19 protein-coding genes and 2 tRNA genes are annotated in these 25145 nt (G+C 69.8%); 14 read left to right on the top strand and 7 right to left on the bottom strand.

Annotation, left to right across the window (positions count from 1 at the left end; translation table 11 throughout):
* Nucleotides 1–220 precede the first annotated feature (220 nt).
* From tig to clpX, 3 genes are all read left to right on the top strand, one after another.
* Nucleotides 221–1522: a trigger factor gene (tig, locus tag K4L06_RS21330; protein ID WP_221673282.1), complete on the top strand. Its 1302-nt coding sequence runs from the start codon at nt 221–223 to the stop codon at nt 1520–1522.
* A 165-nt stretch (nt 1523–1687) separates the two neighbouring features.
* Nucleotides 1688–2314, top strand: a complete 627-nt coding sequence (gene clpP, locus K4L06_RS21325; RefSeq protein ID WP_221673281.1) for an ATP-dependent Clp endopeptidase proteolytic subunit ClpP — start codon at nt 1688–1690, stop codon at nt 2312–2314.
* Nucleotides 2315–2491: 177 nt separating this feature from the next.
* Nucleotides 2492–3781: an ATP-dependent Clp protease ATP-binding subunit ClpX gene (gene clpX, locus K4L06_RS21320; RefSeq protein ID WP_221673280.1), complete on the top strand. Its 1290-nt coding sequence runs from the start codon at nt 2492–2494 to the stop codon at nt 3779–3781.
* A 239-nt stretch (nt 3782–4020) separates the two neighbouring features.
* Here clpX and K4L06_RS21315 read toward each other — a convergent pair whose 3' ends face one another.
* The gene (locus K4L06_RS21315) at nt 4021–4656 is read right to left on the bottom strand and encodes a hypothetical protein (protein ID WP_221673279.1); all 636 of its coding nucleotides are present in this window, start codon (nt 4654–4656) and stop codon (nt 4021–4023) included.
* A gap of 202 nt (nt 4657–4858) precedes the next feature.
* Between K4L06_RS21315 and lon the strand changes: the two genes are divergently transcribed.
* The 5 genes from lon to K4L06_RS21290 all read left to right on the top strand — a co-directional run bounded on the left by lon (nt 4859) and on the right by K4L06_RS21290 (nt 10321).
* The gene (gene lon, locus K4L06_RS21310) at nt 4859–7285 is read left to right on the top strand and encodes an endopeptidase La (RefSeq protein WP_221673278.1); all 2427 of its coding nucleotides are present in this window, start codon (nt 4859–4861) and stop codon (nt 7283–7285) included.
* Nucleotides 7286–7427: 142 nt separating this feature from the next.
* Nucleotides 7428–7775 carry an HU family DNA-binding protein gene (locus tag K4L06_RS21305; protein WP_255595399.1) on the top strand — a complete coding sequence of 116 codons (348 nt, stop codon included), beginning with the start codon at nt 7428–7430 and terminating at the stop codon, nt 7773–7775.
* Nucleotides 7776–7825: 50 nt separating this feature from the next.
* Nucleotides 7826–7900 (top strand) — tRNA-Val (locus tag K4L06_RS21300).
* An 87-nt stretch (nt 7901–7987) separates the two neighbouring features.
* Nucleotides 7988–8064, top strand: a tRNA-Asp gene (locus K4L06_RS21295).
* 262 nt (nt 8065–8326) lie between these two features.
* Nucleotides 8327–10321, top strand: a complete 1995-nt coding sequence (locus K4L06_RS21290) for a peptidyl-prolyl cis-trans isomerase (protein WP_221673277.1) — start codon at nt 8327–8329, stop codon at nt 10319–10321.
* A 141-nt stretch (nt 10322–10462) separates the two neighbouring features.
* Here K4L06_RS21290 and K4L06_RS21285 read toward each other — a convergent pair whose 3' ends face one another.
* Complete coding sequence (locus K4L06_RS21285; RefSeq protein ID WP_221673276.1) at nt 10463–12025, bottom strand: alkaline phosphatase PhoX; 1563 nt, start codon at nt 12023–12025, stop codon at nt 10463–10465.
* A gap of 112 nt (nt 12026–12137) precedes the next feature.
* Here K4L06_RS21285 and rlmH point away from each other — a divergent pair, with 112 nt between their 5' ends.
* Nucleotides 12138–12608 carry a 23S rRNA (pseudouridine(1915)-N(3))-methyltransferase RlmH gene (gene rlmH / locus K4L06_RS21280; protein ID WP_064748763.1) on the top strand — a complete coding sequence of 157 codons (471 nt, stop codon included), beginning with the start codon at nt 12138–12140 and terminating at the stop codon, nt 12606–12608.
* 145 nt (nt 12609–12753) lie between these two features.
* On the opposite strand, the gene K4L06_RS21275 is transcribed toward rlmH, so the two are convergent.
* The 3 genes from K4L06_RS21275 to K4L06_RS21265 form a co-directional block, all read right to left on the bottom strand.
* On the bottom strand, nt 12754–13434 hold the full coding sequence (locus K4L06_RS21275; protein ID WP_221673275.1) for an energy transducer TonB: 681 nt from the start codon (nt 13432–13434) through the stop codon (nt 12754–12756).
* Nucleotides 13435–13841: 407 nt separating this feature from the next.
* Nucleotides 13842–14027: a hypothetical protein gene (locus K4L06_RS21270; protein WP_221673274.1), complete on the bottom strand. Its 186-nt coding sequence runs from the start codon at nt 14025–14027 to the stop codon at nt 13842–13844.
* 2 nt (nt 14028–14029) lie between these two features.
* Entirely contained in the window at nt 14030–14809 is a 780-nt protein-coding gene (locus K4L06_RS21265; RefSeq protein WP_221673726.1) for an SIMPL domain-containing protein, read from the bottom strand.
* A 160-nt stretch (nt 14810–14969) separates the two neighbouring features.
* Here K4L06_RS21265 and K4L06_RS21260 point away from each other — a divergent pair, with 160 nt between their 5' ends.
* The 4 genes from K4L06_RS21260 to tldD all read left to right on the top strand — a co-directional run bounded on the left by K4L06_RS21260 (nt 14970) and on the right by tldD (nt 22839).
* Nucleotides 14970–15536 carry a Maf family protein gene (locus K4L06_RS21260; protein WP_221673273.1) on the top strand — a complete coding sequence of 189 codons (567 nt, stop codon included), beginning with the start codon at nt 14970–14972 and terminating at the stop codon, nt 15534–15536.
* A gap of 86 nt (nt 15537–15622) precedes the next feature.
* A complete protein-coding gene (rng, locus tag K4L06_RS21255; RefSeq protein WP_221673272.1) occupies nt 15623–17110 on the top strand; it encodes a ribonuclease G in 1488 nt (495 codons plus the stop codon).
* Nucleotides 17111–17254: 144 nt separating this feature from the next.
* Entirely contained in the window at nt 17255–21226 is a 3972-nt protein-coding gene (locus tag K4L06_RS21250; protein WP_221673271.1) for a YhdP family protein, read from the top strand.
* A 170-nt stretch (nt 21227–21396) separates the two neighbouring features.
* Nucleotides 21397–22839: a metalloprotease TldD gene (gene tldD, locus K4L06_RS21245; RefSeq protein WP_221673270.1), complete on the top strand. Its 1443-nt coding sequence runs from the start codon at nt 21397–21399 to the stop codon at nt 22837–22839.
* 30 nt (nt 22840–22869) lie between these two features.
* Here tldD and K4L06_RS21240 read toward each other — a convergent pair whose 3' ends face one another.
* Nucleotides 22870–23079: a DUF615 domain-containing protein gene (locus tag K4L06_RS21240; RefSeq protein WP_343225826.1), complete on the bottom strand. Its 210-nt coding sequence runs from the start codon at nt 23077–23079 to the stop codon at nt 22870–22872.
* 27 nt (nt 23080–23106) lie between these two features.
* Entirely contained in the window at nt 23107–23673 is a 567-nt protein-coding gene (gene yjgA / locus K4L06_RS21235; RefSeq protein ID WP_221673268.1) for a ribosome biogenesis factor YjgA, read from the bottom strand.
* Between the two features lie 93 nt (nt 23674–23766).
* On the opposite strand from yjgA, the gene pmbA reads away from it, so the two are divergent.
* Nucleotides 23767–25140, top strand: a complete 1374-nt coding sequence (gene pmbA / locus K4L06_RS21230) for a metalloprotease PmbA (RefSeq protein WP_221673725.1) — start codon at nt 23767–23769, stop codon at nt 25138–25140.
* The last annotated feature ends 5 nt before the right edge of the window (nt 25141–25145 follow it).

The following is a 25145-nucleotide window of genomic DNA, read 5'->3' as shown; positions in this document are numbered from 1 at the left end:
CCGTCCGGGCCGCCGCGGCGGTGCCCGGCGGCGCAAAAAAACCGCCGAACTGCGCGCAAAACCCCGTCCGGAGGGGATTTGCCGCCTGCGGGCGCTGGCAGCGGCGACCTTTATCGGCCAAACTAGCAAGTTCCGCTGGCTGGTGCTGTCGCTATAGCCGGCGGCCGGACAGGATCATCAACATTCGTGCCGCGGCGGGGCCGCGGTCGCAGGAGTGGATATGCAAGTTTCGCTCGAATCGCTGGGCTCGCTCGAACGCCGACTGACCTTCAGCTTCCCGGCCGAGAACCTGGAGAACCAGGTCGGCGGCCGCCTGCGCGAGATCGCGCGCGGCGCCAAGATCAAGGGCTTCCGCCCGGGCAAGGTGCCGGCCAAGGTCATCGAGCAGCGCTTCGGCGCTCAGGTGCGCGCCGAGATCCTCGACGGCATGCTGCGCGAAGGCTTCAGCAACGCCGTGCGCCAGGAACAGCTGCAGATCGCCGGCCAGCCGCGCATCGAGCCGGCGGCCGACGCCGGCGAGACCCTGTCCTACGTCGCCACCTTCGAAGTCGTGCCGGACTTCGGCGACATCGACGTGGCCAAGCTCAACATCGTCCGCCACACCTCCGAAGTCGCCGATGCCGACATCGACGCGATGATCGAGAACCTGCGCCTGCAGCGCCGCACCCTGCAGAAGGCCGAGCGCGCCGCGCAGGCCGGCGACGTGGTCGAGGTCGAGACCTGGACCGAGATCGGCGACGAGCGCTTCCCGGCCGAAGGCGCCGAATACGGCAGCACCGTGATCGGCTCGGAATCGATGTTCAAGCCGCTGGAAGAGGCCCTGGTCGGGGTCAAGGCCGGCGACGAGACCGTCGCCGAGGTCGAGTTCCCGGCCGACTGGCGCGCGCCGCAGCTGGCCGGCAAGCAGGCCAAGGTCCACCTCAAGCTCAACAACGTGTCCGAGCCGGTCCTGCCGGAAGTCGACGCCGAGTTCATCCAGAGCTTCGGGGTGAAGAGCGGCGAAGCGGACCAGTTCCGCAACGACATCCGCACCAACCTGGAGCGCGAGCTCAAGGGCGCGCTGATGACCCGCCTGCGCCGCGAAGTCGGCGAGCAGCTGATCGCCGCCTACGAGTCGGTGGAAATGCCGCCGAAGCTGGTCGAGGCCGAAGCCCGCGACATGGTCTGGCAGACCGTCGAGCAGGCCCGCCGCCAGGGCCGCCAGATCGAAGCCCCGGCCGACGCCCACCTGAACTACATGGATGCGGCGCGCAAGCGCGTCCTGGTCGGCCTGCTGGTCGGCGAGATCGCCCGCCGCAACGAGCTGCGCCTGGAGCCCAAGCGCGTCAACGAGACCCTGCGCCTGATCGCCTCGACCTACGAGGAGCCGCAGCAGGTGATCGACCTGTACCGCAACGACCAGCAGCTGATGGCCGGCCTGCAGAACCGGGTGATGGAAGAGCAGGTGATCGACTGGATCGCCGAGCGCGCCCAGCACACCGAGCAGCCGCTGTCGTTCAGCGAAGCGATCCGCCCGGCCTGAGCCGGGTCCGTGCCGGCGCGAGCATGCCCGATCGGGCGTTCGCGCCGGCGCGCGAGCAATTAGCAATCGCGCCTCTTGCGCTGCGGCCCGGCCGGCCCCAAGTTGGTCGGGCCGCGCTTGCGTTAACAAGCGCAACTTCTATGTCAGTCAATAGGTGCCGTCGAAATGGATAACCTGACCAAAGCCCTCAATCTGGTGCCGATGGTGGTCGAGCAGACCAGCCGCGGCGAGCGCGCCTACGACATCTATTCGCGCCTGCTCAAGGAGCGGGTGATCTTCCTGGTCGGCGGCGTCGACGACCACGTCGCCAACGTGATCGTGGCCCAGATGCTGTTCCTGGAAGCCGAGAATCCCGAGAAGGACATCAACTTCTACATCAACTCCCCGGGCGGCGTGGTCACCGCCGGCATGGCGATCTACGACACCATGCAGTACATCAAGCCGGACGTGAGCACGATCTGCATCGGCCAGGCCGCCAGCATGGGCGCCTTGCTGCTCGCCGCCGGCGCCAAGGGCAAGCGCCTGGCGCTGCCGAACTCGCGGGTCATGATCCATCAGCCGCTGGGCGGCTTCCAGGGCCAGGCCACCGACATCGACATCCACGCCCGCGAGATCCTGACCCTGCGCCAGCGCCTCAACGAGATCCTGTCCAAGCACACCGGCCAGTCCCTGGAGACCATCGCGCGCGACACCGAGCGCGACAACTTCAAGAGCGCCGAGGCCGCCCGCGACTACGGCCTGGTCGACCAGGTGCTGGAACGCCGTCCGGACGAGACGATCCAGTCGGTCTGAACGACGCGGGCCGCAAGCCATTGATCCGCATCGGATAACCGTCCGGCCCCCGACCCAAGGCGGGGGCGGACCGCTGTGTTATCCTCGGGCCGTGACAGCTGAACGAGCTGCGGCGGCCCGGGCCGCCGGACCCGCTCCGGAACACGAGTACGATTTAGAGCACCAACGGGCCAACGCATGACCGACGATCGACAAGGACGCAGCACGGGCGACAGCAACAAGATCCTGTATTGCTCGTTCTGCGGTAAAAGCCAGCACGAGGTCCGCAAGCTGATCGCGGGCCCGAGCGTGTTCATCTGCGATGAGTGCGTCGAGCTGTGCAACGACATCATCCGCGAGGAGCTCGAGGAAAAGGCGCAGTCGGCACGCAGCCACCTGCCCAAGCCGCGCGAGATCCTCGAGGTGCTCGACCAGTACGTGATCGGCCAGCAGCGCGCCAAGCGCACGCTCGCGGTCGCCGTGTACAACCACTACAAGCGCATCGAGAGCCGGCAGAAGAACGACGACGTCGAACTGTCGAAGTCGAACATCCTGCTGGTCGGTCCGACCGGTTCGGGCAAGACCCTGCTCGCCGAGACCCTGGCGCGCCTGCTCAACGTGCCGTTCACGATCGCCGACGCGACCACGCTGACCGAAGCCGGCTACGTGGGCGAGGACGTCGAGAACATCATCCAGAAGCTGCTGCAGAAGTGCGACTACGACGTCGAGAAGGCGCAGCAGGGCATCGTCTACATCGACGAAATCGACAAGATTTCGCGCAAGAGCGATAACCCCTCGATCACCCGCGACGTGTCCGGCGAAGGCGTGCAGCAGGCGCTGCTGAAGCTGATCGAAGGCACCATCGCCAGCGTGCCGCCGCAGGGCGGCCGCAAGCACCCGCAGCAGGAATTCCTGCAGGTCGACACGCGCAACATCCTGTTCGTGGTCGGCGGCGCGTTCGCCGGCCTGGACAAGATCATCCAGCAGCGCAGCACCGAGGCCGGCGGCATCGGCTTCGGCGCCAAGGTCAAGAGCAGCGAGCGCAAGGCCGACATCGGCAAGGTGCTGGCCGAGGTCGAGCCGGAAGACCTGATCAAGTTCGGCCTGATCCCCGAGTTCGTCGGCCGCCTGCCGGTGGTCGCGACCCTGGAGGAGCTGGACGAAGCCGCGCTGATCTCGATCCTGACCGAGCCCAAGAACGCGATCACCAAGCAGTTCCGCAAGCTGTTCGAGATGGAGAGCGTCGAGCTCGAGTTCCGTCCGGACGCGCTGGCGGCGATCGCGCGCAAGGCGCTCAAGCGCAAGACCGGCGCGCGCGGCCTGCGCACCATCGTCGAGTCGGTGTTGCTGGACACGATGTACGAACTGCCCTCGCTGGAGAACGTCAGCAAGGTGGTGGTCGACGAGTCGGTGATCGAGCACAAGTCCGAGCCCTACCTGATCTACCAGAGCGCGCCGGCCCAGCCCAAGGTGGCTTCGGCCGAGTGAGCACCTCGCCCCCGCCTTGGCGGGGGCGATTGGTTTGGCCCCCGCTCCGGCGGGGGCGATCGGTTTATGGCCCCCGCTCCGGCGGGGGCTGTTCGTTTGTAGCCCCGCTCCGGCGGGGCGCTTCGTTTCTGGCTCGACGCGGGGTCAAGTCCGCGCAGCCGGGGCGGCCCGCTCCGGCTCCGCCGGCGACTGGCGCCCGATCGCGGGCGGGGCGGTCGCCGCAGAACAGGGTCGCCCGTTCAGGCGTCCTCGTCGCACCACTCGATCATCGCCGCGCGCATCCGCTCCACGCCCTCGCACAGCGCCTGCTCCAGGCTCTGCCGGGCCGGGCTGGCGGCGAGCAGGGCGCGCAGCTCGCGCGCGGCCGCGTCGAACCGGTCCTGGTCGTAGAACAGGGCGCCGAAGCGGCCGTCCGGGTCGGCGTACAGGTACCAGGCGCTTTCCAGCACGGTGTAGGTGCGGTACCAGCCGTAGCAGCGGTAGCGCCCGTTCAGCTCGTCCAGGTCGGCTTGCGAGAAAGCACGGCCGGGGGCGAACTCCGGCCGGTCGTTGCCCCAGCTGTAGACGATCATGTCGGCCAGGCCCAGCGAGCGGATCCGGGCGTAGCCGTCGGCCTGCTCCAGACCATCGGCCAATTGCTCCGGCGCCGGCAGTTCCATGCAATGGGATTCGGTGTTGTCCCGGTTGTGCAGGCCGCCGTAGCGGCGATAGAACGCCACCAGTTCGGCCGGCAGCGGTGCCGGTTCCAGCGCCTGCAGCCGCTCGAGCTGCGCCGGCTCGGCCGGGCCGGCGGCGAGCAAGGTGTTGTAGTCGTCGTCCCAGTAGCGGGCCCGGCTTGCGTTGTATTGATCGATGGCGTCCTGCAATCGTTGCATCGGTGGCGTCCTGGCGATGGGGCGGGCGGCTGGAATGCTCTGTCCCGGGCTCGGCTTTGTATCACAAGGCGATGATTTTCAAGCGGTTTTTGTCGATTTTGCGGGCCGCCCGGCAGGCATTGCTTGCGCTCTCGGGCCGGCACCCCCATAACGGGAGCCTGGATGCCCCGGCATCCTCACCCCACGCTTGTCGAGACCCCCGATGACTCAGTCTTCCGCCGAATTCATGACCCTGCCGGTGCTGCCGCTGCGCGATGTGGTCGTGTTCCCGCACATGGTGATCCCGCTGTTCGTGGGCCGCGACAAGTCGATTCGCGCCCTCGACCTGGCGATGGAAGCGGACAAGCGCATCCTCCTGGTCGCGCAGAAGTCCGCCGAGACCGACGACCCGGGCGCCGCCGATCTGTACGAGATCGGCACCCTGGCCCAGGTGCTGCAACTGCTCAAGCTGCCCGACGGCACCATCAAGGTGCTGGTCGAGGGCGTGTCGCGCGTGCGCGTCACCGAAGTGGTCGAGGCCGACGGCGCGCTGTCCGGCCAGGCTGCGTCGGTCGAGCCGGTGATCGATCGCGAAGAGCGCGAGATCGAGGCCATCGCCCGCTCGCTGATGGGCCTGTTCGAGCAGTACGTCAAGACCAACCGCAAGCTGCCGCCGGAGCTGATGCAGACCCTGGCCGGCATCGACGAGCCTGGCCGCCTGGCCGACACCGTCGCCGCCCACCTGGGCGTGCGCATCGGCGACAAGCAGAAGCTGCTGGAAACGCACGAGATCGGCGCGCGCCTGGAGCAGTTGGTCGGCCTGGTCGACGGCGAAATCGACGTGCAGCAGCTGGAGAAGCGCATCCGCGGCCGGGTCAAGTCGCAGATGGAGAAGAGCCAGCGCGAGTACTACCTCAACGAGCAGATGAAGGCGATCCAGAAGGAGCTCGGCGAGATCGACGACGCGCCCAACGACGTCGACGAGCTCGCGCGCAAGATCGCCGAAGCCGGCATGCCCAAGCCGGTGGAGACCAAGGCCAAGAACGAGCTCAACAAGCTCAAGCAGATGTCGCCGATGTCGGCCGAAGCCGCGGTGGTGCGCAACTACCTGGACTGGCTGCTGGGCGTGCCGTGGAAGAAGCGCAGCAAGATCCGCAAGGACCTCAAGGCCGCGCAGGACGTGCTCGACGCCGACCACTTCGGCCTGGAGAAGGTCAAGGAACGCATCCTCGAGTACCTCGCGGTGCAGACCCGGGTGAAGAACATGAAGGGCGCGATCCTGTGCCTGGTCGGCCCGCCGGGCGTGGGCAAGACCTCGCTCGGCCAGTCGATCGCCAAGGCCACCAACCGCAAGTTCGTGCGCATGTCGCTGGGCGGCGTGCGCGACGAGGCCGAGATCCGCGGCCACCGCCGCACCTATGTCGGTTCGATGCCGGGCCGGATCGTGCAGAACCTCAACAAGGTCGGCAGCAAGAATCCGCTGTTCGTGCTCGACGAGATCGACAAGATGTCGATGGACTTCCGCGGCGATCCGTCCTCGGCGCTGCTGGAAGTGCTCGACCCGGAGCAGAACAACGCCTTCAACGACCACTACCTGGAAGTCGACCTCGACCTCAGCGAGGTGATGTTCGTCGCCACCTCCAACTCGCTCAACATCCCCGGTCCGCTGCTGGACCGCATGGAAGTGATCCGGATCCCGGGTTACACCGAGGAGGAGAAGCTCAACATCGCCATGCGCTACCTGCTGCCCAAGCAGATCAAGGCCAACGGCCTGAAGGTCGAGGAGATCAAGATCGCCGAATCGGCGGTGCGCGACATCGTGCGCTACTACACCCGCGAATCGGGCGTGCGCAACCTGGAGCGCGAGATCTCCAAGATCTGCCGCAAGGTGGTCAAGGAAATCGCCCTGGCCGGGCCGAAGAAGAAGAGCAAGGAAGGCGCGGTCAGCGTCGGCTCCAAGAACCTGGAGAAGTACCTGGGCGTGCGCCGTTACGACTTCGGCCGCGCCGAGGAAGCCAACGAGATCGGCCTGGTCACCGGTTTGGCCTGGACCGAAGTCGGCGGCGACCTGCTGCAGGTCGAAGCGACCCTGGTGCCGGGCAAGGGCCAGCTGCTGCTGACCGGCCAGCTCGGCGACGTGATGAAGGAATCGGCGTCGGCGGCGCTGTCGGTGGTGCGCGCGCGCGCCGAGCGGCTGGGCATCGACGTGGAGTTCCTGCAGAAGCACGACGTGCACGTGCACGTGCCGGAGGGCGCGACGCCGAAGGACGGCCCCAGCGCCGGCATCGGCATGGCCACCGCGCTGGTGTCGATGCTGACCAAGAACCCGGTCAAGGCCGACGTGGCGATGACCGGCGAGATCACCCTGCGCGGGCGCGTGCTGCCGATCGGCGGACTGAAGGAAAAGCTGCTCGCCGCGCTGCGCGGCGGCATCCGCACGGTGATCATCCCGGACGAGAACCGCAAGGATCTGGCCGACCTGCCCAAGAGCGTGACCCAGGGGCTGAAGATCGTGCCGGCGCGTTGGATCGACGAAGTGCTCGACCTCGCACTGGAGCGTCCGATCGCGCCGCCGAGCGCTTCCGGGGAGGAAGAAATCCCGGTGCGCGAGAGCGGCAAGGCGGCGACTCAGCCCGACGTCAAGCACTGATTCGGGCCGCCTGTCGGAAACGTCGAAAACCGCTGAAAGCCGCGCCACAGCTAGCTTTCCAGCTTGCGCCCCTAATATGCCGCTGGTATAACGACCGCAACCGCGTCGCAGGCATTCATCACAAAACTGCGACGCGGCTCGCTTGATCGTAGCGACGCCGCAACGTCGCGGCGATTCTCAGAACACGCGGTCTATCCGCATAGGAGTAAAGAAAATAATGAACAAGGCCGAACTCGTAGCGGCAGTCGCCGAAACCGCAGAGCTGTCGAAGACCGACGCTACCGCTGCCGTTGACGCGCTGATCGATGTCGTTACCAAGGCGCTCAAGAAGGGCGACACTGTTACGCTGGTTGGCTTCGGCACCTTCCAGGTGCGCAAGCGCGCCGCTCGCCAGGGCCGCAACCCGAAGACCGGCGAGACCATCAAGATCGCCGCTTCGCAGAATCCTTCCTTCAAGGCTGGCAAAGCTCTGAAGGACGCTGTAAACTAAGCAACTCGCCGGGGCTGCCAGGGGCAGTCGCCAGCGGAACCCTAGACTCGGGGTGCTTAGCTCAGCGGTAGAGCGTCTCCCTTACAAGGAGAGGGTCGGGGGTTCGAAACCCTCAGCACCCACCAGGTTCGGCCTGGTCTTCTGCCGGATCCGTCCAACGACGGGATCCAAGCGGGTACGAGTCGGGTTCGGTTGCACCGAGTTCAAAACGCGGAGTGGTAGTTCAGTCGGTTAGAATGCTGGCCTGTCACGCCGGAGGTCGCGGGTTCGAGTCCCGTCCACTCCGCCAGTTTTGCCGAAGGCGCCGGAAACGGCGCCTTTTCTTTTGCCCGCGCGGACCGCGGTCGCGGCGCGTTTTCGTTTTGCTGTGCAGCATGGTTCGGCGCCTGCTCCGGCCGGCTTGTGCGGCCGGGCGACCGGGCCGGAGAGCGGCCCGGACAGCGGGGCGGACCGGGCCCGGCCGGGCGGATTGCGACCGGCGTCGCCGGCCTCCGCCCGCCGCCCGGAACCGCGCTAAACTGTCCGGCTTACGACTGAACGCGACCCGGAACATGCTGCAGACACTTCGCGACAAGACCTCGGGCTGGATCGCCACGGTGATCCTGGGCCTGCTGATCATTCCCTTCGCCTTCGTCGGCATCGAGCAGTACCTGGTGCAGCGGGTCGACAACGCCGTGGCGCGGATCGAGATCGCGCCGTCGTGGTGGCGTTCGGCGCCGTCGTGGTGGCCGGCGTCGATGCTGTGGAAGAAGGCGGCGATCGAGCGTTCCGAGTTCGACGAGCGCTTCCAGCGCGAGCGCGACCGCCGCCGCGCGGCCGAAGGCGAGGCCTTCGACGCGCGCGAGTTCGAGAAGCCGGAAAGCAAGCGCAAGGTGCTCGACCAGCTGATCGACGAGCGCGTGCGCATGCTCGCCGCCGAGGTCGAAGGCCTGGCGGTCGCCGACGGCGCGGTGGTCAAGACCATCCAGGCCGTGCCCGAATTCCAGGACGGCACCGGCAAGTTCAGCCAGGAGCGTTACCTGTACGGCTTGCAGATGCGCCAGCCGCCGCAGTCGCCGACCGAGTTCGAGCAGTTCGTGCGCGACCGCCTGATGGAGAACATCATCGTCGGCAACGTCGGCCAGAGCAGCTTCCTGACCCAGGCCGAGATGGACCGCCTGATCAAGCTGATGGGCGAGCGCCGCGACGTCAGCCTGCTGCTGATGCCGCCGCCGGCCGCCGACACCGCCGAAGTCGCCGCCGCCGACATCCAGAAGTGGTACGACGGCCACGGCAAGGATTTCCGCGCCCCGGAAAGCGTGATCCTCGAGTACGTCGAGCTGACCGGCGCGACCCTGCCGCCGCCGGGCGCGCCGACCGAAGCCTCGCTGCGCAAGCGCTACGAGGACGAGAAGAGCCGCTTCGTCGCCGAAGAACAGCGCCTGGTCTCGCACATCCAGATCAACGTCGCCGCCGGCGCCGACGCCGCGGCGCAGAAGGCCGCCGAAACCAAGGCCGCGCAGCTCGCCGGCCAGGCCAAGGCCGTCGGCGCCGATTTCGCCGCGTTGGCGCGCGCCAACAGCGAAGACCTCGGCTCCAAGGCGGTCGGCGGCGACCTGGGCTGGATCAACAAGGGCACCTTCCCGGGCGCGTTCGAAGACGCGATGTTCAAGCTCAAGGTCGGCGAAGTCAGCGCGCCGGTGAAGGACGAGTCGGGCTGGCACGTGATCGTGGTGCGCGAGGTCAAGGCCGGCCAGGTGCAGCCGTTCGAAGCGGTGCGCGAGACCCTGCTGCGCGAAGAGAGCGAGACCGGCCGCGAGCGCGCGTTCAACGACTTCTCGGCCAAGCTGGTCGACATGGTCTACAAGAACCCGACTTCGCTGGCCGAACCGGCCAAGGCGATGAACCTGGCGGTGATGAAGACCGGCCCGATCACCCGCGATGCGGCGCTCAACAACGGCGGCATCGGCGCCAACCCGGCGGTGATCCGCGCTGCGTTCTCCGAAGCGCGCCTGCAGGACAACACGGTCAGCGATCCGATCGAGATCGGCCAGGAGCACAGCGTGCTGATCCGGGTCGTCTCGCATACCCCGGAGCGCGCGTTGCCGCTGGCCCAGGTCCGCGACAAGGTGATCGCCGCGGTGCGCGCCGACCGTACCGGCAAGGCGGCCGAGCAGGAAGCGCAGGCGCTGGTCGCGCGCGTCAACGCCGGCGAGACCCTGGCCGCGGTGGCCGCGTCCAAGCAGCTGTCGGCGCCGGAAGCGGTGCCGAACGTGGCCCGCGGCATGCCCCTGCCGACCCCGGAAGTGAGCGAAGCGATCTTCGCCCTGAAGGCGCCGGCCGCCGGCAAGGCCAGCGCGGGCAAGGCCAAGCTGCCGGACGGCCGGGTCGCGGTGTTCGCGGTCGACAAGGTGGTGCCGGGCAGCAAGACCGAGATCCCGCCGGCGCAACTGGACATGATGCGCACCCAGATCTCGCAGCTGGGCGGTTACGAGGAAGGCCGCGAGCTGACCTCGGAGCTGCGCAAGCGGGTCAAGATCCAGGTGATCGAAGACAACCTGCGCTGATCCGCGCGCGGGGCGCCGGCGACGGCGCCCGCGACACGAGAAAGGCCCGGCTCGCGCCGGGCCTTTTTCTTTGCCTTTGTCGTTCCGCATCGATCGCGGATCGGGCCGGCCGCCGCCGCACGTTGGCGGCGGCCGGCGGCTTTACAGCGGGCCGCGTTCCCAGGGACCGGTGATGGCGAAGGTGATGCCCGGGCTCTGCATGTTGACGAACAGGGTGCGCCCGGCCGGATCCCAGCAGGCGCCGCAGAACTCGCTGTCGCGGTAATCGCCTTCGGCGACCTGCTTGCCGGCGTCGGCGATCTGGCTGGAGGTCAGCTCGGCGTTGTTCTTGCACAGGTAGAACGATTCGCCGGCGCGGGTCAGGCCGAGCAGGCGCGTGCCCGGGCCGTACTCGTCGGGGCTGCCGGCCGGCGCGGCGTCCGGGTCTTCGCACAGCACCACGCCGCCGCGCACGTTGACGGTGATGTTGTCCGGGTTGTGCGCGGCGAGCTGGTGATTGCTGACGAACAGCGCGCGCAGGCGCTGGGTGAACAGATCCAGCACCCACACCGTGCCGTTGCCGCGGCCCTTGCGGCCCTGGGCGTCGACGCCGGTGCTGGTGTCGACGATGAACATCTTGCCGTAGCTGTACCAGATGCCTTCGCCGCGGCTCATGCGCAGGCCGCCTTCGCTCCAGGCCTGGGCGAACGGGCCGCTGAGCGTGTCGCCGGCGCCGATGTCGGGGAAGCCGTTCGGGGCGACGATCGAATCCAGGTCCGGATCGGGAATGTCGACCCACTCGAGCTGGAACTCGTTGCCGATCGAGGCGGTGGTCAGGTCGGCGTTGCGCTTGCCGCGCACGCGCGCGGCCTGCAGCCGGCCGCCGTGTTCGAGCGAGCCCGGGCGGCCGAAGCGGTCGTTGGGGATGAAGCGGTACAGGCCGGATTTGTTGCGGTCGTCCTCGGTCAGATAGACGATGCCGGTGCGCGGATCGATCGCCACCGCTTCGTGGCTGAAGCGGCCCAGGCCGATCAGCGGCCGGCCGGTGGTGCGCTCGCTGCGCGGGTCGACTTCGAACACGTAGCCGTGCTTGCGGCCGGTGCTGGACACCGCATTGCTCTTGATCTCTTCGCAGCTCAGCCAGGTGCCCCACGGGGTCGGGCCGCCGGCGCAGTTGACCATGGTGCCGCCGAGGCTGGACTCGGCGCTGTCCCAACCGCCGCCGTGGCGGCCGCCGTCGTAGCGGTAGCGCAGGGTGGTGGTGCCGCCGCCGGGCTGGCCGCCGGCGAAGGTGCCGGTGTCGTACATGCCCGGCGCCTGGATCGGCGAGGTGCCGGCGCCGCGTTCGTGATTGCGGATCAGCACCAGCTCGTGGCTGGCGTGGCCGCGGCCGTGCGGACGATGCGGCACGCGGCGCGCGGCGACCACGGCCATGCCGTCGTGGCGGTCCGGACAGGGGCGGCCGTCGGCCATGCGGTCGCCGCTCCAGGCGAACGAGCGATAGCTGAAACCGCGCGGCAACTGCAGCAGCGGCAAGCCGGTGCTGAGGTCGGCGACCGGCGCGAGCGGGCCGTAGCGGCTCGGCACCGGGGCGATGCGGCTGGGGTCGGTCGCGGCCTCGGCCTGGCGCGAATACAAGGCGCCGAGACTGCCGATCGCGCCGACCGCCATGGCGGCGGCGCTGCTCTTGAGGACCTGGCGGCGGGAGGGGGCGAACGCATCCATCGGGATACTCCTGCGGGGCTGGGGGGCGGGGGAACCCTGCACCCTAGGCCGGCGCGGTAACCGGGATATGACAAGCGCGCGATGAGGTGCCGCGCTTGGCTACCATGCGCGGATGAAAAGCAGATTGATCGCGGTCGGCGAACGCGCGCCGCGCTGGGTCGCCGAGGGCTTCGGCGAATACCAGAAACGCCTCTCGCACTGGCTGCCGCTGGAGCTGGTGGAGATCGAGCCCGGCCTGCGCGGCAAGGGCCGCGACGCCGCGCGCGCGACCCAGGACGAAGGCGCGCGGGTGCTCGCCGCGCTGCCGAAGAACGCCTGCGTGGTCGCGCTGGAAGGACGCGGCCGGCTATGGACCTCGGAACAACTGGCGCAGCGCCTGGAGCATTGGCGCGGCCAGGGCCGCGACCTGGCCTTCCTGATCGGCGGCCCGGAAGGCCACGCCCCCGACGTGCTGGCCCGCGCCGACGAACAATGGTCGCTGGGCCCGCTGACCCTGCCGCACATGCTGGTGCGCCTGGTCGCGGCCGAGCAGCTGTACCGGGCGGCGGCGTTGTTGGCGAATCATCCGTATCACCGGGCGTAGCCCGGTGATCGGGAATGGGGAATAGGGAATCGGAGAGCAACAGCAACAGCGACCTGCTCTTACGATTCCCGATTCCCGATTCCCCATTCCCGCAGCAACAGCAAAAACCCGGGCAAAGCCCGGGTTTTCGCTGTTGCACGCGCGCTCACTGCGCCAACTTGAACTCGATCGGCACCCGGCCGCGGGCCTGGACCGGTTGGCCGTCGCGCATCGCCGGCTGGAAGGTCCAGCGGCTCAGCACCGCCCGGCGTGCGGCCTGGTCGAGCAGGCGGTGGCCGCTGCTGCGGACCACGCTGACCTCGATCGGCTTGCCGTCGATGCCGACCAGGATTTCCAGTTCGACCACGCCGGTCAGGTTCTCGCGCACCGCCTGCGGCGGGTAGGGCGGGGCCGGATTGTTGAGGGCCTGCAGGCTGGCGCCGGTCTGGATGCCCGGGTTGGAGCCGGCCGGCGGGTCGGCCTTGGCGACCTGGATATGCGGCTGTTCGATGCCGACGAAGTCGGTCGGGCCCGGCTCGGGGTTGTCGACCACGATCGAGGGCGTCGGTTCGGTGCGGATCGGTTGGCTGACCGGCGGCGCGGGCTCGCGGCGGATCGTCAGCGGCTCTTCCGGCTTCGGCGGCGGCGGCTCGATCAGCACCGGCGGGCGGATGAACTGGATGATCGGACCGTCGTCGGCCTTGGGCAGGATCAGCTTGGGCGCGCTCAGCGGCGCCAGCAGCAGCAACAGCATCACGGTATTGAACGCGATCGCGCCGGTATTGCCGGCGATGCGCACGCCGTCCAGCGGCTGGCGGGGGTGGGAAGAGGGGATCGCACGAACCATGGGCTTCCTCCTTGGATGATCGACACAACGACAATCAACGTGCGGTTACCGCGAACGGGGTCGAATCTGAAGCCGGCTTTCGATCACAAACTGCTCCGTACGTTTGCCAAACGCAAGCGGTTCTCGTTTGCGACTTTGGTCGGTGCGAGGGGGCGCATCGGTGTCGGCGTCCTGGACGCAGATCGCAGCAGAATCGCCGAGGATGCAGGTGCGATCAGGACAGCGAGATCGCAGATGCCGAGCTGGGCGCGGTCCGGATCTGGCTGAATGGACGGCAACGGCTCGCCTGGGCCTAGGCCGTGGGCCACTTGCGGTCCAGGCGGGCACAAACAACGAGGCCCGCTTGCGCGGGCCTCGTCGGGTCGATCGTTGCGGCCGCCACGGGCGGCCGGCGAGGGCGGCGCCGCTCAGTCCTCGGCCGGGTCCGGGCCGGTCCCGGGCTTGCGCTTCAGGCCGCCCTCGTCGGGCGACGGCGGCGGGCGCTTGGGCCGCTGCGCGTCCTCGCGGTCGCGCGGCTGCGGCTCCGGATAGCCCGGCGCGCGCGCCGGCTTGCCGTCGGGCCCGCGCGGGGGCTGCTTGTCGGCGCCGGCCATGATCACTTGCCCAGCTCGAACACCACGTCGAGGTTCATCGACAAGGTGTTTTCGCCCGGCGAGACCGAGGTATCGGCGGCGGCGCCGGCCTTCTCCATGCGCATGGCCATCATCGGCATCGGCATCGGCGGGGCGAAGCGGCCGCCTTCGCTGACGCTGACGATCCGGCGCACCTTCATGCCCAGGGTCTTGGCGTACATGTCGGCGCGGGCCTGGGCCTTCTCGATCGCGCCACGGCGGGCTTCGTCGAAGGCGGCTTCCTTGTCCTTGTCGTCCAGGTCGAAGCTCGGGCCGTTGATCTGGTTGGCGCCGGTGGCGACCAGCGAGTCGAGGATCTTGCCGACCTTGGAGATGTCGCGGATGACGATGTTGACGTTGTTGTTGGCCTGGTAGCCGGTGATCTGCGGCGGCTGGTTTTCCTGGTAGCGGTACTGCGGGTTGAGGTTGATGCCGCTGGTCTGGATGTCGCGCTCGGCGATGTCGGCGGCCTTGATCGCGGCCACCACCTTGGCCATCTGCTCGGCGTTGGCGCGCATCGCCGCATTGGCGTCGGCAGCCTGGGTGACCACGCCGGTGGAGACGGTGGCGATGTTGGGGGTGCGCTTGGCCTGGGACTCGGCCGAGACCGACAACAAGGTGCCGTCGGTGGCGACGTAGGGCGTGGTCTGGGCGGACGCGGACATGGCGGTGACGGCTCCGAAGGCGAGGAAGGCGGCCAGCGCCAGCGGGCGCAGCGAAGCCGAACGGGAAGCGGGGCGGGGGGCGGGGACGGCGGGGTGCATCGTGCGGGCGGAACGCAGGAACGGCGACCGGATCATGTGGAGCTCCTTGGGTGACGAGGTAAGGGTCTTGCTGAACTGGTTAACGAACCGTGATTCGTGACGGGGTTTGCGCGAGGGAATGTCGGCTGGCGCTCAGTCAGCGCGGGTTATGCTTTCGCGCATGCTCTATCTAGCCTCCCAGTCGCCGCGGCGACGCGAATTGCTGGCCCGCCTGGGCCACGAATTCGGCCTGCTCGAACTCGACGTGCCCGAACATCGCCAGCCCGGCGAGCCGGCCGAGGACTACGTGCGCCGGGTGGCGCGCGAGAAGGCCGGCGCCGGCCTGCTCAAGGTGGTCGGCAATCCGGCCGCGGTGGTGCTGGGCTCGGACACCGAGGTCGTGCTCGACGACGAGGTGTTCGGCAAGCCGCGCGACGCGGCCGACGCGGCGGCCATGCTGCGCCGGCTGTCCGGCCGCACCCACCGGGTGATCAGCGCGGTGTCGCTGGTCTCGCCCGCGCGCGAAGCCCAGGCCGTGTCGGTGTCCGAGGTCAGCTTCGCCGAGCTCGACGAGGCGACCATCGCCCGCTACGTGGCCGGCGGCGAGCCGGAAGGCAAGGCCGGCGCCTACGCGATCCAGGGCGCGGCCGAGGCCTTCGTGACCCGGTTGTCCGGCAGCTACTCCGGGGTGATGGGGCTGCCGCTGTACGAAACCGCGCAGTTGCTGCGCCAGTTCGGCCTCGGCTAGCGCCGGCGGCGCCGGCCGCCTGCACCTCGCTTCTCTGGCTCGTCCCCCGATTTTCCGCCGCCCGCCCTGGACCCCGCGCCGCCCCCATGACTGAAGAGATCCTGGTCAACGTCACCCCGCGCGAGACCCGCGTCGCCGTGGTCGAAAACGGCATGCTGCAGGAGCTGCACATCGAACGCGGCTGGCGCCGCGGCGTGGTCGGCAACATCTACAAGGGCAAGGTGCAGCGGGTCATGCCCGGCATGCAGGCGGCGTTCGTCGAGATCGGCCTGGAGCGCGCCGCGTTCCTGCACGCCGCCGACATCGTCAAGCCGAGCCAGAGCGGCGAGAGCGAGGGCGACGAGGCGCCGCTGCCGCCGACCCCGACCCGGCCGATCGCCGAGCTGCTGCGCGAGGGCCAGGAGATCGTGGTCCAGGTGGTCAAGGACCCGATCGGCAGCAAGGGCGCGCGCCTGACCACCCAGCTCAGCATTCCCTCGCGCTACCTGGTGCTGCTGCCGCGCACCCGGGTGGTCGGGGTCTCGGCGCGGATCGAGGACGAAGGCGAGCGCGCCCGGCTCAAGAGCCTGGTGACCGCGCTGGCGCCGTCGGCCGACCATCACGGCTACATCGTCCGCACCAACGCCGAGGGCCAGCCGGAAGAGGCGCTGGCCGAGGACATCGCCTACCTGAGCCGGGCCTGGGCGCTGATCGCCGAGAAGTCGCGCAGCTGCAAGGTCGGCGAGCGCGTCTACGAAGACCTCAGCCTGCCGCTGCGCGCGGTGCGCGACCTGATCCGGCGCGACGTGGAGAAGGTCAAGGTCGACTCGCGCGAAACCTGCGAACGCCTGCGCAGCTTCGCCGCCCAGTACATGCCGGGCCTGGCCGAAAAGATCGAGCACTACACCGGCGCGCGGCCGATCTTCGACCTGTACGGGGTCGAAGACGAGATCCAGCGCGCGCTCGACAAGGAGGTGCCGCTGAAGTCGGGCGGCTACCTGGTGATCGACCAGACCGAGGCGATGACCACCATCGACGTCAACACCGGTTCCTTCCTCGGTCAACGCAACCTGGAAGAGACCGTTTACCGGACCAACCTGGAGGCGGCGCAATCGGTCGCCCGGCAACTGCGGCTGCGCAACCTGGGCGGGATCATCATCATCGACTTCATCGACATGACCGACCTGGAGCATCGCCGCCAGGTGCTGCGCCAGCTCGAGAAGGCGCTGACCCGCGACCACGCCAAGACCACGGTGTACGAGTTCTCGCCGCTGGGCCTGGTCGAGATGACCCGCAAGCGCACCACCGAAAGCCTGGAGCGCCAGCTCAGCGAGGCCTGCCACGAATGCGGCGGCCGCGGCACGTTGAAGACCCCGGAAACCGTGACCTACGAAATCTTCCGCGACATCGTCCGCCAGGTGCGCCAGTTCGACGCCGCGCGCCTGCTGGTGATCGCCTCGCCCAAGGTGGTGGCGCGGATCACCGACGAAGAATCCGCCGCGGTCGCCGAACTGGAGGAATTCCTGGGCAAGTCGATCCGCTTCCAGGCCGACGATCAGTATGCGCAGGAGCAGTTCGATGTCGTGTTGCTCTGAGGGCGGGAATCGGGAATGGGGAATGGGGAATCGTGAGAGCGGTTCGGCGCGGCCGTGCGTCCGGCGCCAGCCAAGCAAGCTCTTGCTTGTTCGACTCCCCATTCCCCATTCCCCATTCCCGGCGCGACCCGGAGCGGCGCGCTGATGCCCACCCCGCTGCGCCGCCGCCTGCGCATGGCCCGCCGCGGCGCCTTCTACGGCGTCGCGGTGGTGCTGGTGCTGGTCGCCGTGCTGCTGGGCGCGGCGAGCCAGGTGCTGCCCTTGGCCGAGAGCCATCCCGAGCAGGTCGCGCAGTGGTTGAGCCAGCGCGCCGGGCGGCCGGTGGCGTTCGACCGGGTCGAGACCCAATGGACCCGGCGCGGGCCGTTGCTGCGTTTGAACGGCTTGCGCATCGGCGAAGGCGCGCAGGCCTTCACCATCGGCGATGCGGAGATGCTGGTTTCGGTGTATGCCGGCCTGCTGCCGGGGCAGTCGTTCTCCGAGCTGCGCCTGAAGGGTCTGGACCTGACCCTGGAGCGCGCCGCCGACGGTCGCTGGAAGGTGCGCGGCTTGCCGGGCCAGGACACCGCGCCGCAGCGCGACCCGCTGTCGGCGCTGGAAGGCCTGGGCGAGTTGCAGGTGGTCGACGGCAAGCTGGCGGTGATCGCGCCCGCTCTCGGCGTCGATGCGCGGATACCCAAGATCGATCTGCGCCTGCGCGTGGACGGGCCGCGGGTGCGCGCCGGCGCGCGGGTCTGGCCCAGCGTCGGCGTGGCCGGCGCGCCGTCGACGCCGCTGGACGCGGTGCTGGACTTCGATCGCCGCCGCGGCGACGGCCGCGCCTATGCCGGCGCGACCCGCGCCGATCTGGCCGGCTGGTCGCCGCTGTTGAAGCTGGCCGGCATCCGGGTCGAGTCCGGCCAGGGCCGCGCCGAGGCCTGGGGCGAATTGCGCGGGCATCGGGTCGCGGCGGTGACGGTGTCGGCCGCGCTCGACCGGGTCGGCCTGCGCGCCGAGCGCGCCGCGGGCAGCGCGGCGGCCGCCGGCCCGCCGGCGCGGACCGAATTCGAACATGTCGAAACCCTGTCGTACTGGCGCCTGACCGAGCAGGGTTGGCGCTACGACGCGCAGCGCCTGCGCATCGGCAGCGGCGAGCAGGCGCAGTCGCTCGACGGCCTGGCCGTCGCCGGCGGCGAGCGTTACGCCTTGCGCGCCCCGCGCATCGACGCCGGTCCGCTGATCGCGGTGCTCGCGCTCAGCGACGCCTTGCCCGAACGCCTGCGGCATTGGCTGGAAACCGCCAAGCCGCGCGTGTCGCTGAGCGAGATCGCGATCGACGGGCGCCGCAACGGGCCGCTGTTCGCCAGCGGCAGGATCCAGGCGCTGGGCTTCGACGCGGTGGGTTCCTCGCCGGGCCTGCAAGGCTTGTCGGGCCGTTTCGAAGGCGACGCCGACGGCTTCGTGCTCGACCTGGACCCGAACTCGCCGATGCGCTTCGACTGGCCGACCGGCTTCGGCGTGGCGCATACGGTCAGCCTCGACGGCCGCGTCGGCGGCTGGCGCGAAGGCGCCGGCTGGCGCGTCGGCACCACCGCGCTGCGCGTGCAGGGCAAGGACTTCGGCGTGCATGCGCGCGGCGGCCTGTGGTGGCAAGGCGACGGCAGCCGGCCGTGGATCGACATCGCCGCCGACCTCGACCCGACCCAGGTGCCGGTCGCCAAGGGTTTCTGGATCCGCGACAAGATGTCGGCGAACCTGCTGCATTGGCTCGACACCGCCCTGGTCGGCGGACGCTTGAGCGATGCCCACGCGGTGGTCTCCGGCGATCTCGACGACTGGCCGTTCAACCGCAACAACGGTTTGTTCGAGGCCAGCGCCCGCCTGCAAGGCGCGGTGGTGAAATTCCAGCCCGACTGGCCGGCGGTGGAAGGCCTCGACGCCGACGTGCGCTTCGTCGCCGACGGCTTCAGCGTCGCCGGCAAGGGCCGCCTGGCCGGCGTCGGCGTGCGCCGGATCGAAGCCGGCATCGATCACTACAAGGACGGCCGCCTGCGCGTCGAGGCCGACGGCGCCGCCGACGCGGCGCAACTGGTGGCCCTGCTCAAGCAAAGTCCGCTGCAGAAAGATCACGCCGACACCTTGAACAACGTGCGCGCCAGCGGCCCGGCCCAGGTCGGTTTCGAGATGGAACTGCCGCTGCGGCCGAACAGCCGCACCCACATCGCCGGCACCGTCGCGCTGGACAACGCCAAGCTGGCCGACCCGCGCTGGAAGCTGGCCTTCGAGCAGGTGCGCGGCCGCGCCGAGTACGGCCGCGGCGGTTTCGGCGCCGAGGAACTGGCGGTGCAGCACGAGGGCGCGCCGGGCAAGCTGTCGCTGCGCGCCGGCGACGAATACGTGCGCGACCGCGGCAACGTGTTCGAGGCCGCGCTGGATACCGCCTCCGGCGCCGACGAGATGATCGCGCGCGGTCCGGACGAATTGGCCTGGCTCAAGCCCTATCTGGACGGCCGCTCGCTGTGGACCGCGGCGATTTCGATTCCCAAGAGCCCGGGCGCGACGACCGCGGTCAAGGCCACCGGCGTGGCCGCGCCGGTGCCGACCATGCTGCGCCTGCAGACCAACCTGGTCGGCACCGCGCTGACCCTGCCGGCGCCGTTGGCCAAGCCGGCCGCGGCCAGCCTGCCGACCACGGTCGAAACCCCGCTGCCGCTCGGCAGCGGCGACGTGCGCGTTTCGCTGGGCAACGTGCTGGCGCTGCGCGCGCGCACCGCCAACGGCCGCACCGGCGTGCGCGTGGTGCTGGGCGGCAACCGGGTCGACGAGGCGCCGCCGGCCAGCGGCCTGATCGCCACCGGCCGCGCCGCGCAACTCGATGCGGTCGACTGGATCGCGCTGGCGCATGGCGACGGCGGGGGCGAAGGCGCGGGCGGCGGGCTGCCCCTGCAGCGCATCGACGTGAGCGCGCAGCAGTTGCAACTGATCGGCGGCCAGTTCCCCGATACCCGCATCATCGTCGCGCCGGCGCCGCGCGGCGCCACCGCGGTGCGCGCCGAGGGCGCGGCCCTGGAGGGCGCGGTGCTGATTCCCGGCGGCGACAGCGGCGCCATCGCCGGCCGCTTCGCCCGCGTGCATTGGCGGGCGCCGGCAAAGGCGGCCGCAGCGGCGCCCGGTACCGGCGCAGGCAGCGCAGGCGGCGCGAATGCCAACGCCAGCGCGGGCGCGCCGGCCTCGGCTGCGGCTGCGGCGAATGCCGCGGGCGCAGGCGCGGAGCAGGGCCTGCATCCGTCCGAGATCCCGGCGTTGTTGCTCGACATCGCCGACTTGCGGGTCGGCGACGCCGCGCTCGGCAAGGCCAGCGTGCGCACCCGGCCGACCCCGGCCGGGATGCGCATCGAACAGATCAGCACCCGCGCGCCGAAGCAGTCGATCGACCTTAGCGGCGACTGGACCGGGCGCGGCGGCAACGCCCGCACGCACCTGAACCTCAGCGTCGACAGCGGCGACGTCGGCGCGCTGATGAACGGCTTCGGCTTCGCCAACCAGATCGGCGGCGGTCGGGCCAAGGCCACGTTCGAGGCCGGCTGGCCGGGCAGCCCGGCCGGTTTCGCCCTGGGCTCGCTCGAGGGCAGCCTGACTCTAGACGCGCGCGACGGCCGCCTGCTGGAGATCGAGCCCGGCGCCGGCCGCGTGCTCGGCCTGCTCAGCGTGGCCCAGCTGCCGCGCCGGCTGACCCTGGATTTCCGCGACCTGTTCTCCAAGGGCTTCGCCTTCGACCGGATCGGCGGCACGGTGCGCTTCGGCAACGGCAGCGCGCGCAGCGACGACCTGACCATCGACGGCCCGGCGGCGGCGATCTCGATCCGCGGCGCCGCCGACCTGCGCGCGCAGCGCTACGACCAGACCATCGAAGTGCGGCCCAAGGCGGCCAACGTACTGACCGCGGTCGGCGCGCTCGCCGCCGGCCCGGTCGGCGCGGCGATCGGCGCCGCCGCCAATGCGGTGCTGCAAAAGCCCTTGGGCAGCCTGGCTTCCAAGACCTACCGGGTCACCGGGCCGTGGAAAGAGCCCAAGGTCGAGGTGGTGACCCGCGAACAGACCCGCGCCGCCGCCGCGCCGGCCCCGCCGGCCGGCTGAACGCCGGCCGCGCCGGGCGCCGCCGGGATTGATCGGCGGCCCTCACGCCACCATCTGTCCTACGTTCCCGGTGCGCAGGAGCGGCGCGATCGGCGTTTTTCGCCGTCCGCCTCGTCCACGCGCCGTTCCGGCCGCCTAAGATGGCCTTTCCACGACTTCACGGTTCCCCCATGACCCTTCCTCTGCAGATCGCCGAAACCCGCCTCCTGCTGCCCGCCGGGCTCGACGCCGGCGGCCTGGAGCGCAGCTTCGGCGCCTTGCTCGGTCCGGGCGTCGATTTCGGCGATCTCTACTTCCAGCATGCGCGCCGCGAGAGCTGGAGCGTCGAGGACGGCATCGTCAAGGACGGCTCGCATTCGATCGAGCAGGGCGTCGGCGTGCGCGCGATCAGCGGCGAGAAGACCGGCTTCGCCTATTCCGACGAGATCAACGGCGAAGCCCTGCTGGCGGCGTCGCGCTCGGCGCGGGCGATCGCCCGCGACGGCAACGCCCATGCGGCGCGCGCCCTGGTGCGCGGCGGCGGCCGCTCGCTGTACCCGAGCGAGGATCCGATCGATTCGGTCGCCAACGAAACCAAGGTCGAAGCGCTGCGCCGGCTGGACAAGCTGCTGCGCGCCGCCGACCCGCGGGTCAAGCAGGTCATCGTCAGCCTCAGCGGCGGGGTCGACACCATCCTGGTCGCGCGCAGCGACGGCGTGCTGGCCGGCGACGTGCGCCCGCTGGTGCGGCTCAACGTGCAGATCATCGTCGAGCACAACGGCCGCCGCGAAAGCGGCTACGCCGGCGGCGGCGGCCGTTACAGCTACGCCGAACTGCTCGGCGGCGACCGCCCCGAGCGGCTGGCGCGCGAGGCCCTGCGCCAGGCCCTGGTGAATCTCGAAGCGATCGACGCGCCGGCCGGGGTGATGCCGGTGGTGCTCGGCTCGGGCTGGCCGGGCGTGCTGCTGCACGAGGCGGTCGGCCACGGCCTGGAAGGCGATTTCAACCGCAAGGGCACCTCGACCTACGCCGGCCGGATGGGCCAGCGGGTGGCGGCCAAGGGCGTGACCATCGTCGACGACGGCACCCTGGAAGGCCGGCGCGGTTCGCTCAACATCGACGACGAGGGCACGCCGACCAATTGCACCACCCTGATCGAGGACGGCGTGCTGGTCGGCTATATGCAGGACACCCTCAATGCGCGGCTGATGGGCATGGCGCCGACCGGCAACGGCCGCCGCGAATCCTTCGCCCACCTGCCGATGCCGCGGATGACCAACACCTACATGCTCGCCGGCACCCATGATCCGGAGGAGATGATCCGTTCGGTCAAGAAGGGCCTGTACGCGGTCAATTTCGGCGGCGGCCAGGTCGACATCACCAGCGGCAAGTACGTGTTCTCGGCCACCGAGGCCTATCTGATCGAAGACGGCAGGATCACCGCGCCGGTCAAGGGCGCGACCCTGATCGGCAACGGTCCGGAGACCATGCAGCGGGTCAGCATGATCGGCCACGACCTGGCCCTGGACGAGGGCGTGGGCGTGTGCGGCAAGGACGGGCAGAGCGTGCCGGTCGGGGTCGGCCAGCCTTCGCTGCTGATCGACCAGTTGACCGTCGGCGGCACCCAGTCGTGATCGTCGCCGCGGCGGAGCGGGCGACGCGGCTCAGCGCGCCAAGTCGAGCGCGCGCAGATGGCGCAGCAGCCGGCGCGGCGTGCCGTAGCGGTGTTTTATCGCCTGCGCCTGCTGCACCAGCCGTTTGAGCCGTTGCTTGTCCGCCGCCGGATACTCGAGCACGAAGGCATCGATAGCCTCGATGCCTTCGGCGATGAAGCGGGTGCGCCAGGTCTCGATGTGGAGCAATCGTTCGTCGATGGCCCTGGCGCTCGCCCGCGGCGCGGTTCAGTCGTGCTCGGAAGCGTCGTCGTCGGCTTCGTCGCCGGAATCGCGCGCGCCGAGGATCGCATCGCGCAGTTCGCGGTACAGCTCGCGGAAGGCATGCGGCGGCTTGTTGCGCTTGCGTTCTTCCAGGGTGTTGCGGACCAGCTGGCGCAGGCGCTGGCGGTCGGCCTGCGGGTATTCGTCCAGCAGCTCGGCCAGGGCCGCGTCGCCGCCGTCGAGCAGGCGCTCGCGCCAGTTCTCGACCCGGTGCATGGCCGCGACTTCGCGCCGCGCCGCCTCGCCGTTCTCGTCCAGGGCGTCGCGCAAGGCTTCCAGCGCCTCGTCGTCCTCGCGCCGCATCTGCTTGGCCAGGTACGCCAGCTGGCGCTTGTGGGCGATGTGGGCGGTGATGCGCTTGCATTCGCGGATGTGCGGCAGCAGCGATTCGGGCACCGGCAGCTTGGCCAGCTGGGCCTCGGTCAGCGCCACCAGTTTTTCGCCCAGGGCCAGCACTTCCAGCGCTTCGCGCCGGTTCTGGCTGCGGCTGGGGCTGAAGAATTCGCCGGTGTCCTCGTCTCTGCCGCGCATCGCAAAACCTCTCTCTAACCTGCAAACTGAACAAGAATCGGCGGCGCCCGCGGCGCCGCACAGCGTAAGGATAAGACATTGAACGCAGTCGCCCTGAGTCCGGCCGCTCTGGCCCACACCTTCGCCGACCCCGAAGCGCGCCTGGACGCGCTCGCCGACCTGTCCGAGCGCCTGCTGGCGGCGGCGCGGGCGCGCGGCGCCAGCCAGGCCGAGGTCTCCTGTTCGGAAGAGACCGGCCTCAACGTGAACGTCCGCATGGGCGAGGTCGAGACGGTCGAGGCGACCCGCGACCGCGGCATCGCCGTGACCGTCTACTTCGGCCAGCGCAAGGGCAGCGCCAGCACCGCCGACCTGCGTCCGGAAAGCCTGGAGTCGACGGTCGAGCAGGCCTGCGCGATCGCCCGCTACACCGAGGACGACAGCGCCGCCGGCCTGGCCGACGCCGGCCTGATGGCCGGCGACCTGCGCGAATTCGACACCTGGCATCCCTGGCTGATCGACGCCGACCGCGCGGTCGAGCTGGCCCTGGCCTGCGAAGCGGCCGGGCGCGCCGCCGACGCCCGGATCGAGAACTCCGACGGCGCCTCGATCGGCACCGGCGCCAGCCTCGGCGTCTACGCCAACTCGCACGGCTTCCTCGGCCGCGAGCGCAGCACCCAGCACAGCCTGGGCTGCGCCCTGATCGCCGGCCGCGGCGACGGCATGCAGCGCGACGGCTGGTACAGCTCGGCGCTGGCCGCCGACGACCTGGAATCGGCGGTCAGCGTCGGCCGCCGCGCCGGCGAGCGCACCGTCGCCCGGCTCGCGCCGCGGCAGATCCCGACCGGCGAGTACCCGGTGCTGTACGCGGCCGAGAGCGCGCGTTCGCTGATCGGCCACCTGCTCGGCGCGGTCAGCGGCGGCGCCCTGTACCGGCGCGCCAGCTTCCTGGTCGACAGCGTCGGCAGCGCCTTGTTCCCGTCCTGGTTCCAGCTCGACGAGCAGCCGTTCCTGCCGCGCGGTTTCCGCTCCACTTCGTTCGATGCCGAAGGCGTGGCCACGCGCGAGTCCTCGCTGGTCCGCGGCGGGGTGCTGCAGCGCTACGTGCTGGGCAGCTACTCGGCGCGCAAGCTCGGCCTGCAGACCACCGCCAACGCCGGCGGCGTGCACAACCTGCAGGTCGCCGCCAACGCCGGCGATTTCGAGTCGATGCTGCGCGACATGGGCCGCGGCCTGCTGGTCACCGAGCTGATGGGGCAGGGCGTCAACGCGGTCACCGGCGATTACTCGCGCGGCGCCGCCGGCTTCTGGGTCGAGAACGGCGAGATCCAGTATCCGGTCGACGGCATCACCATCGCCGGCAATCTGCGCAACATGTTCGCGGCGATCGAAGCGGTCGGCAGCGACGTGGACTACCGCTCGCACGTGCGCACCGGTTCGATCCTGGTCGGGCGCATGACCGTCGCCGGCGAAACCGCCGCAGACTGAGAACC

The sequence above is a fragment of the Lysobacter sp. BMK333-48F3 genome, from assembly GCF_019733395.1.
Classification (GTDB): Bacteria; Pseudomonadota; Gammaproteobacteria; order Xanthomonadales; family Xanthomonadaceae; genus Lysobacter.
Note: the sequence above shows the minus strand (reverse complement) of the source record. Positions and strands in the feature narration are given on the sequence as shown.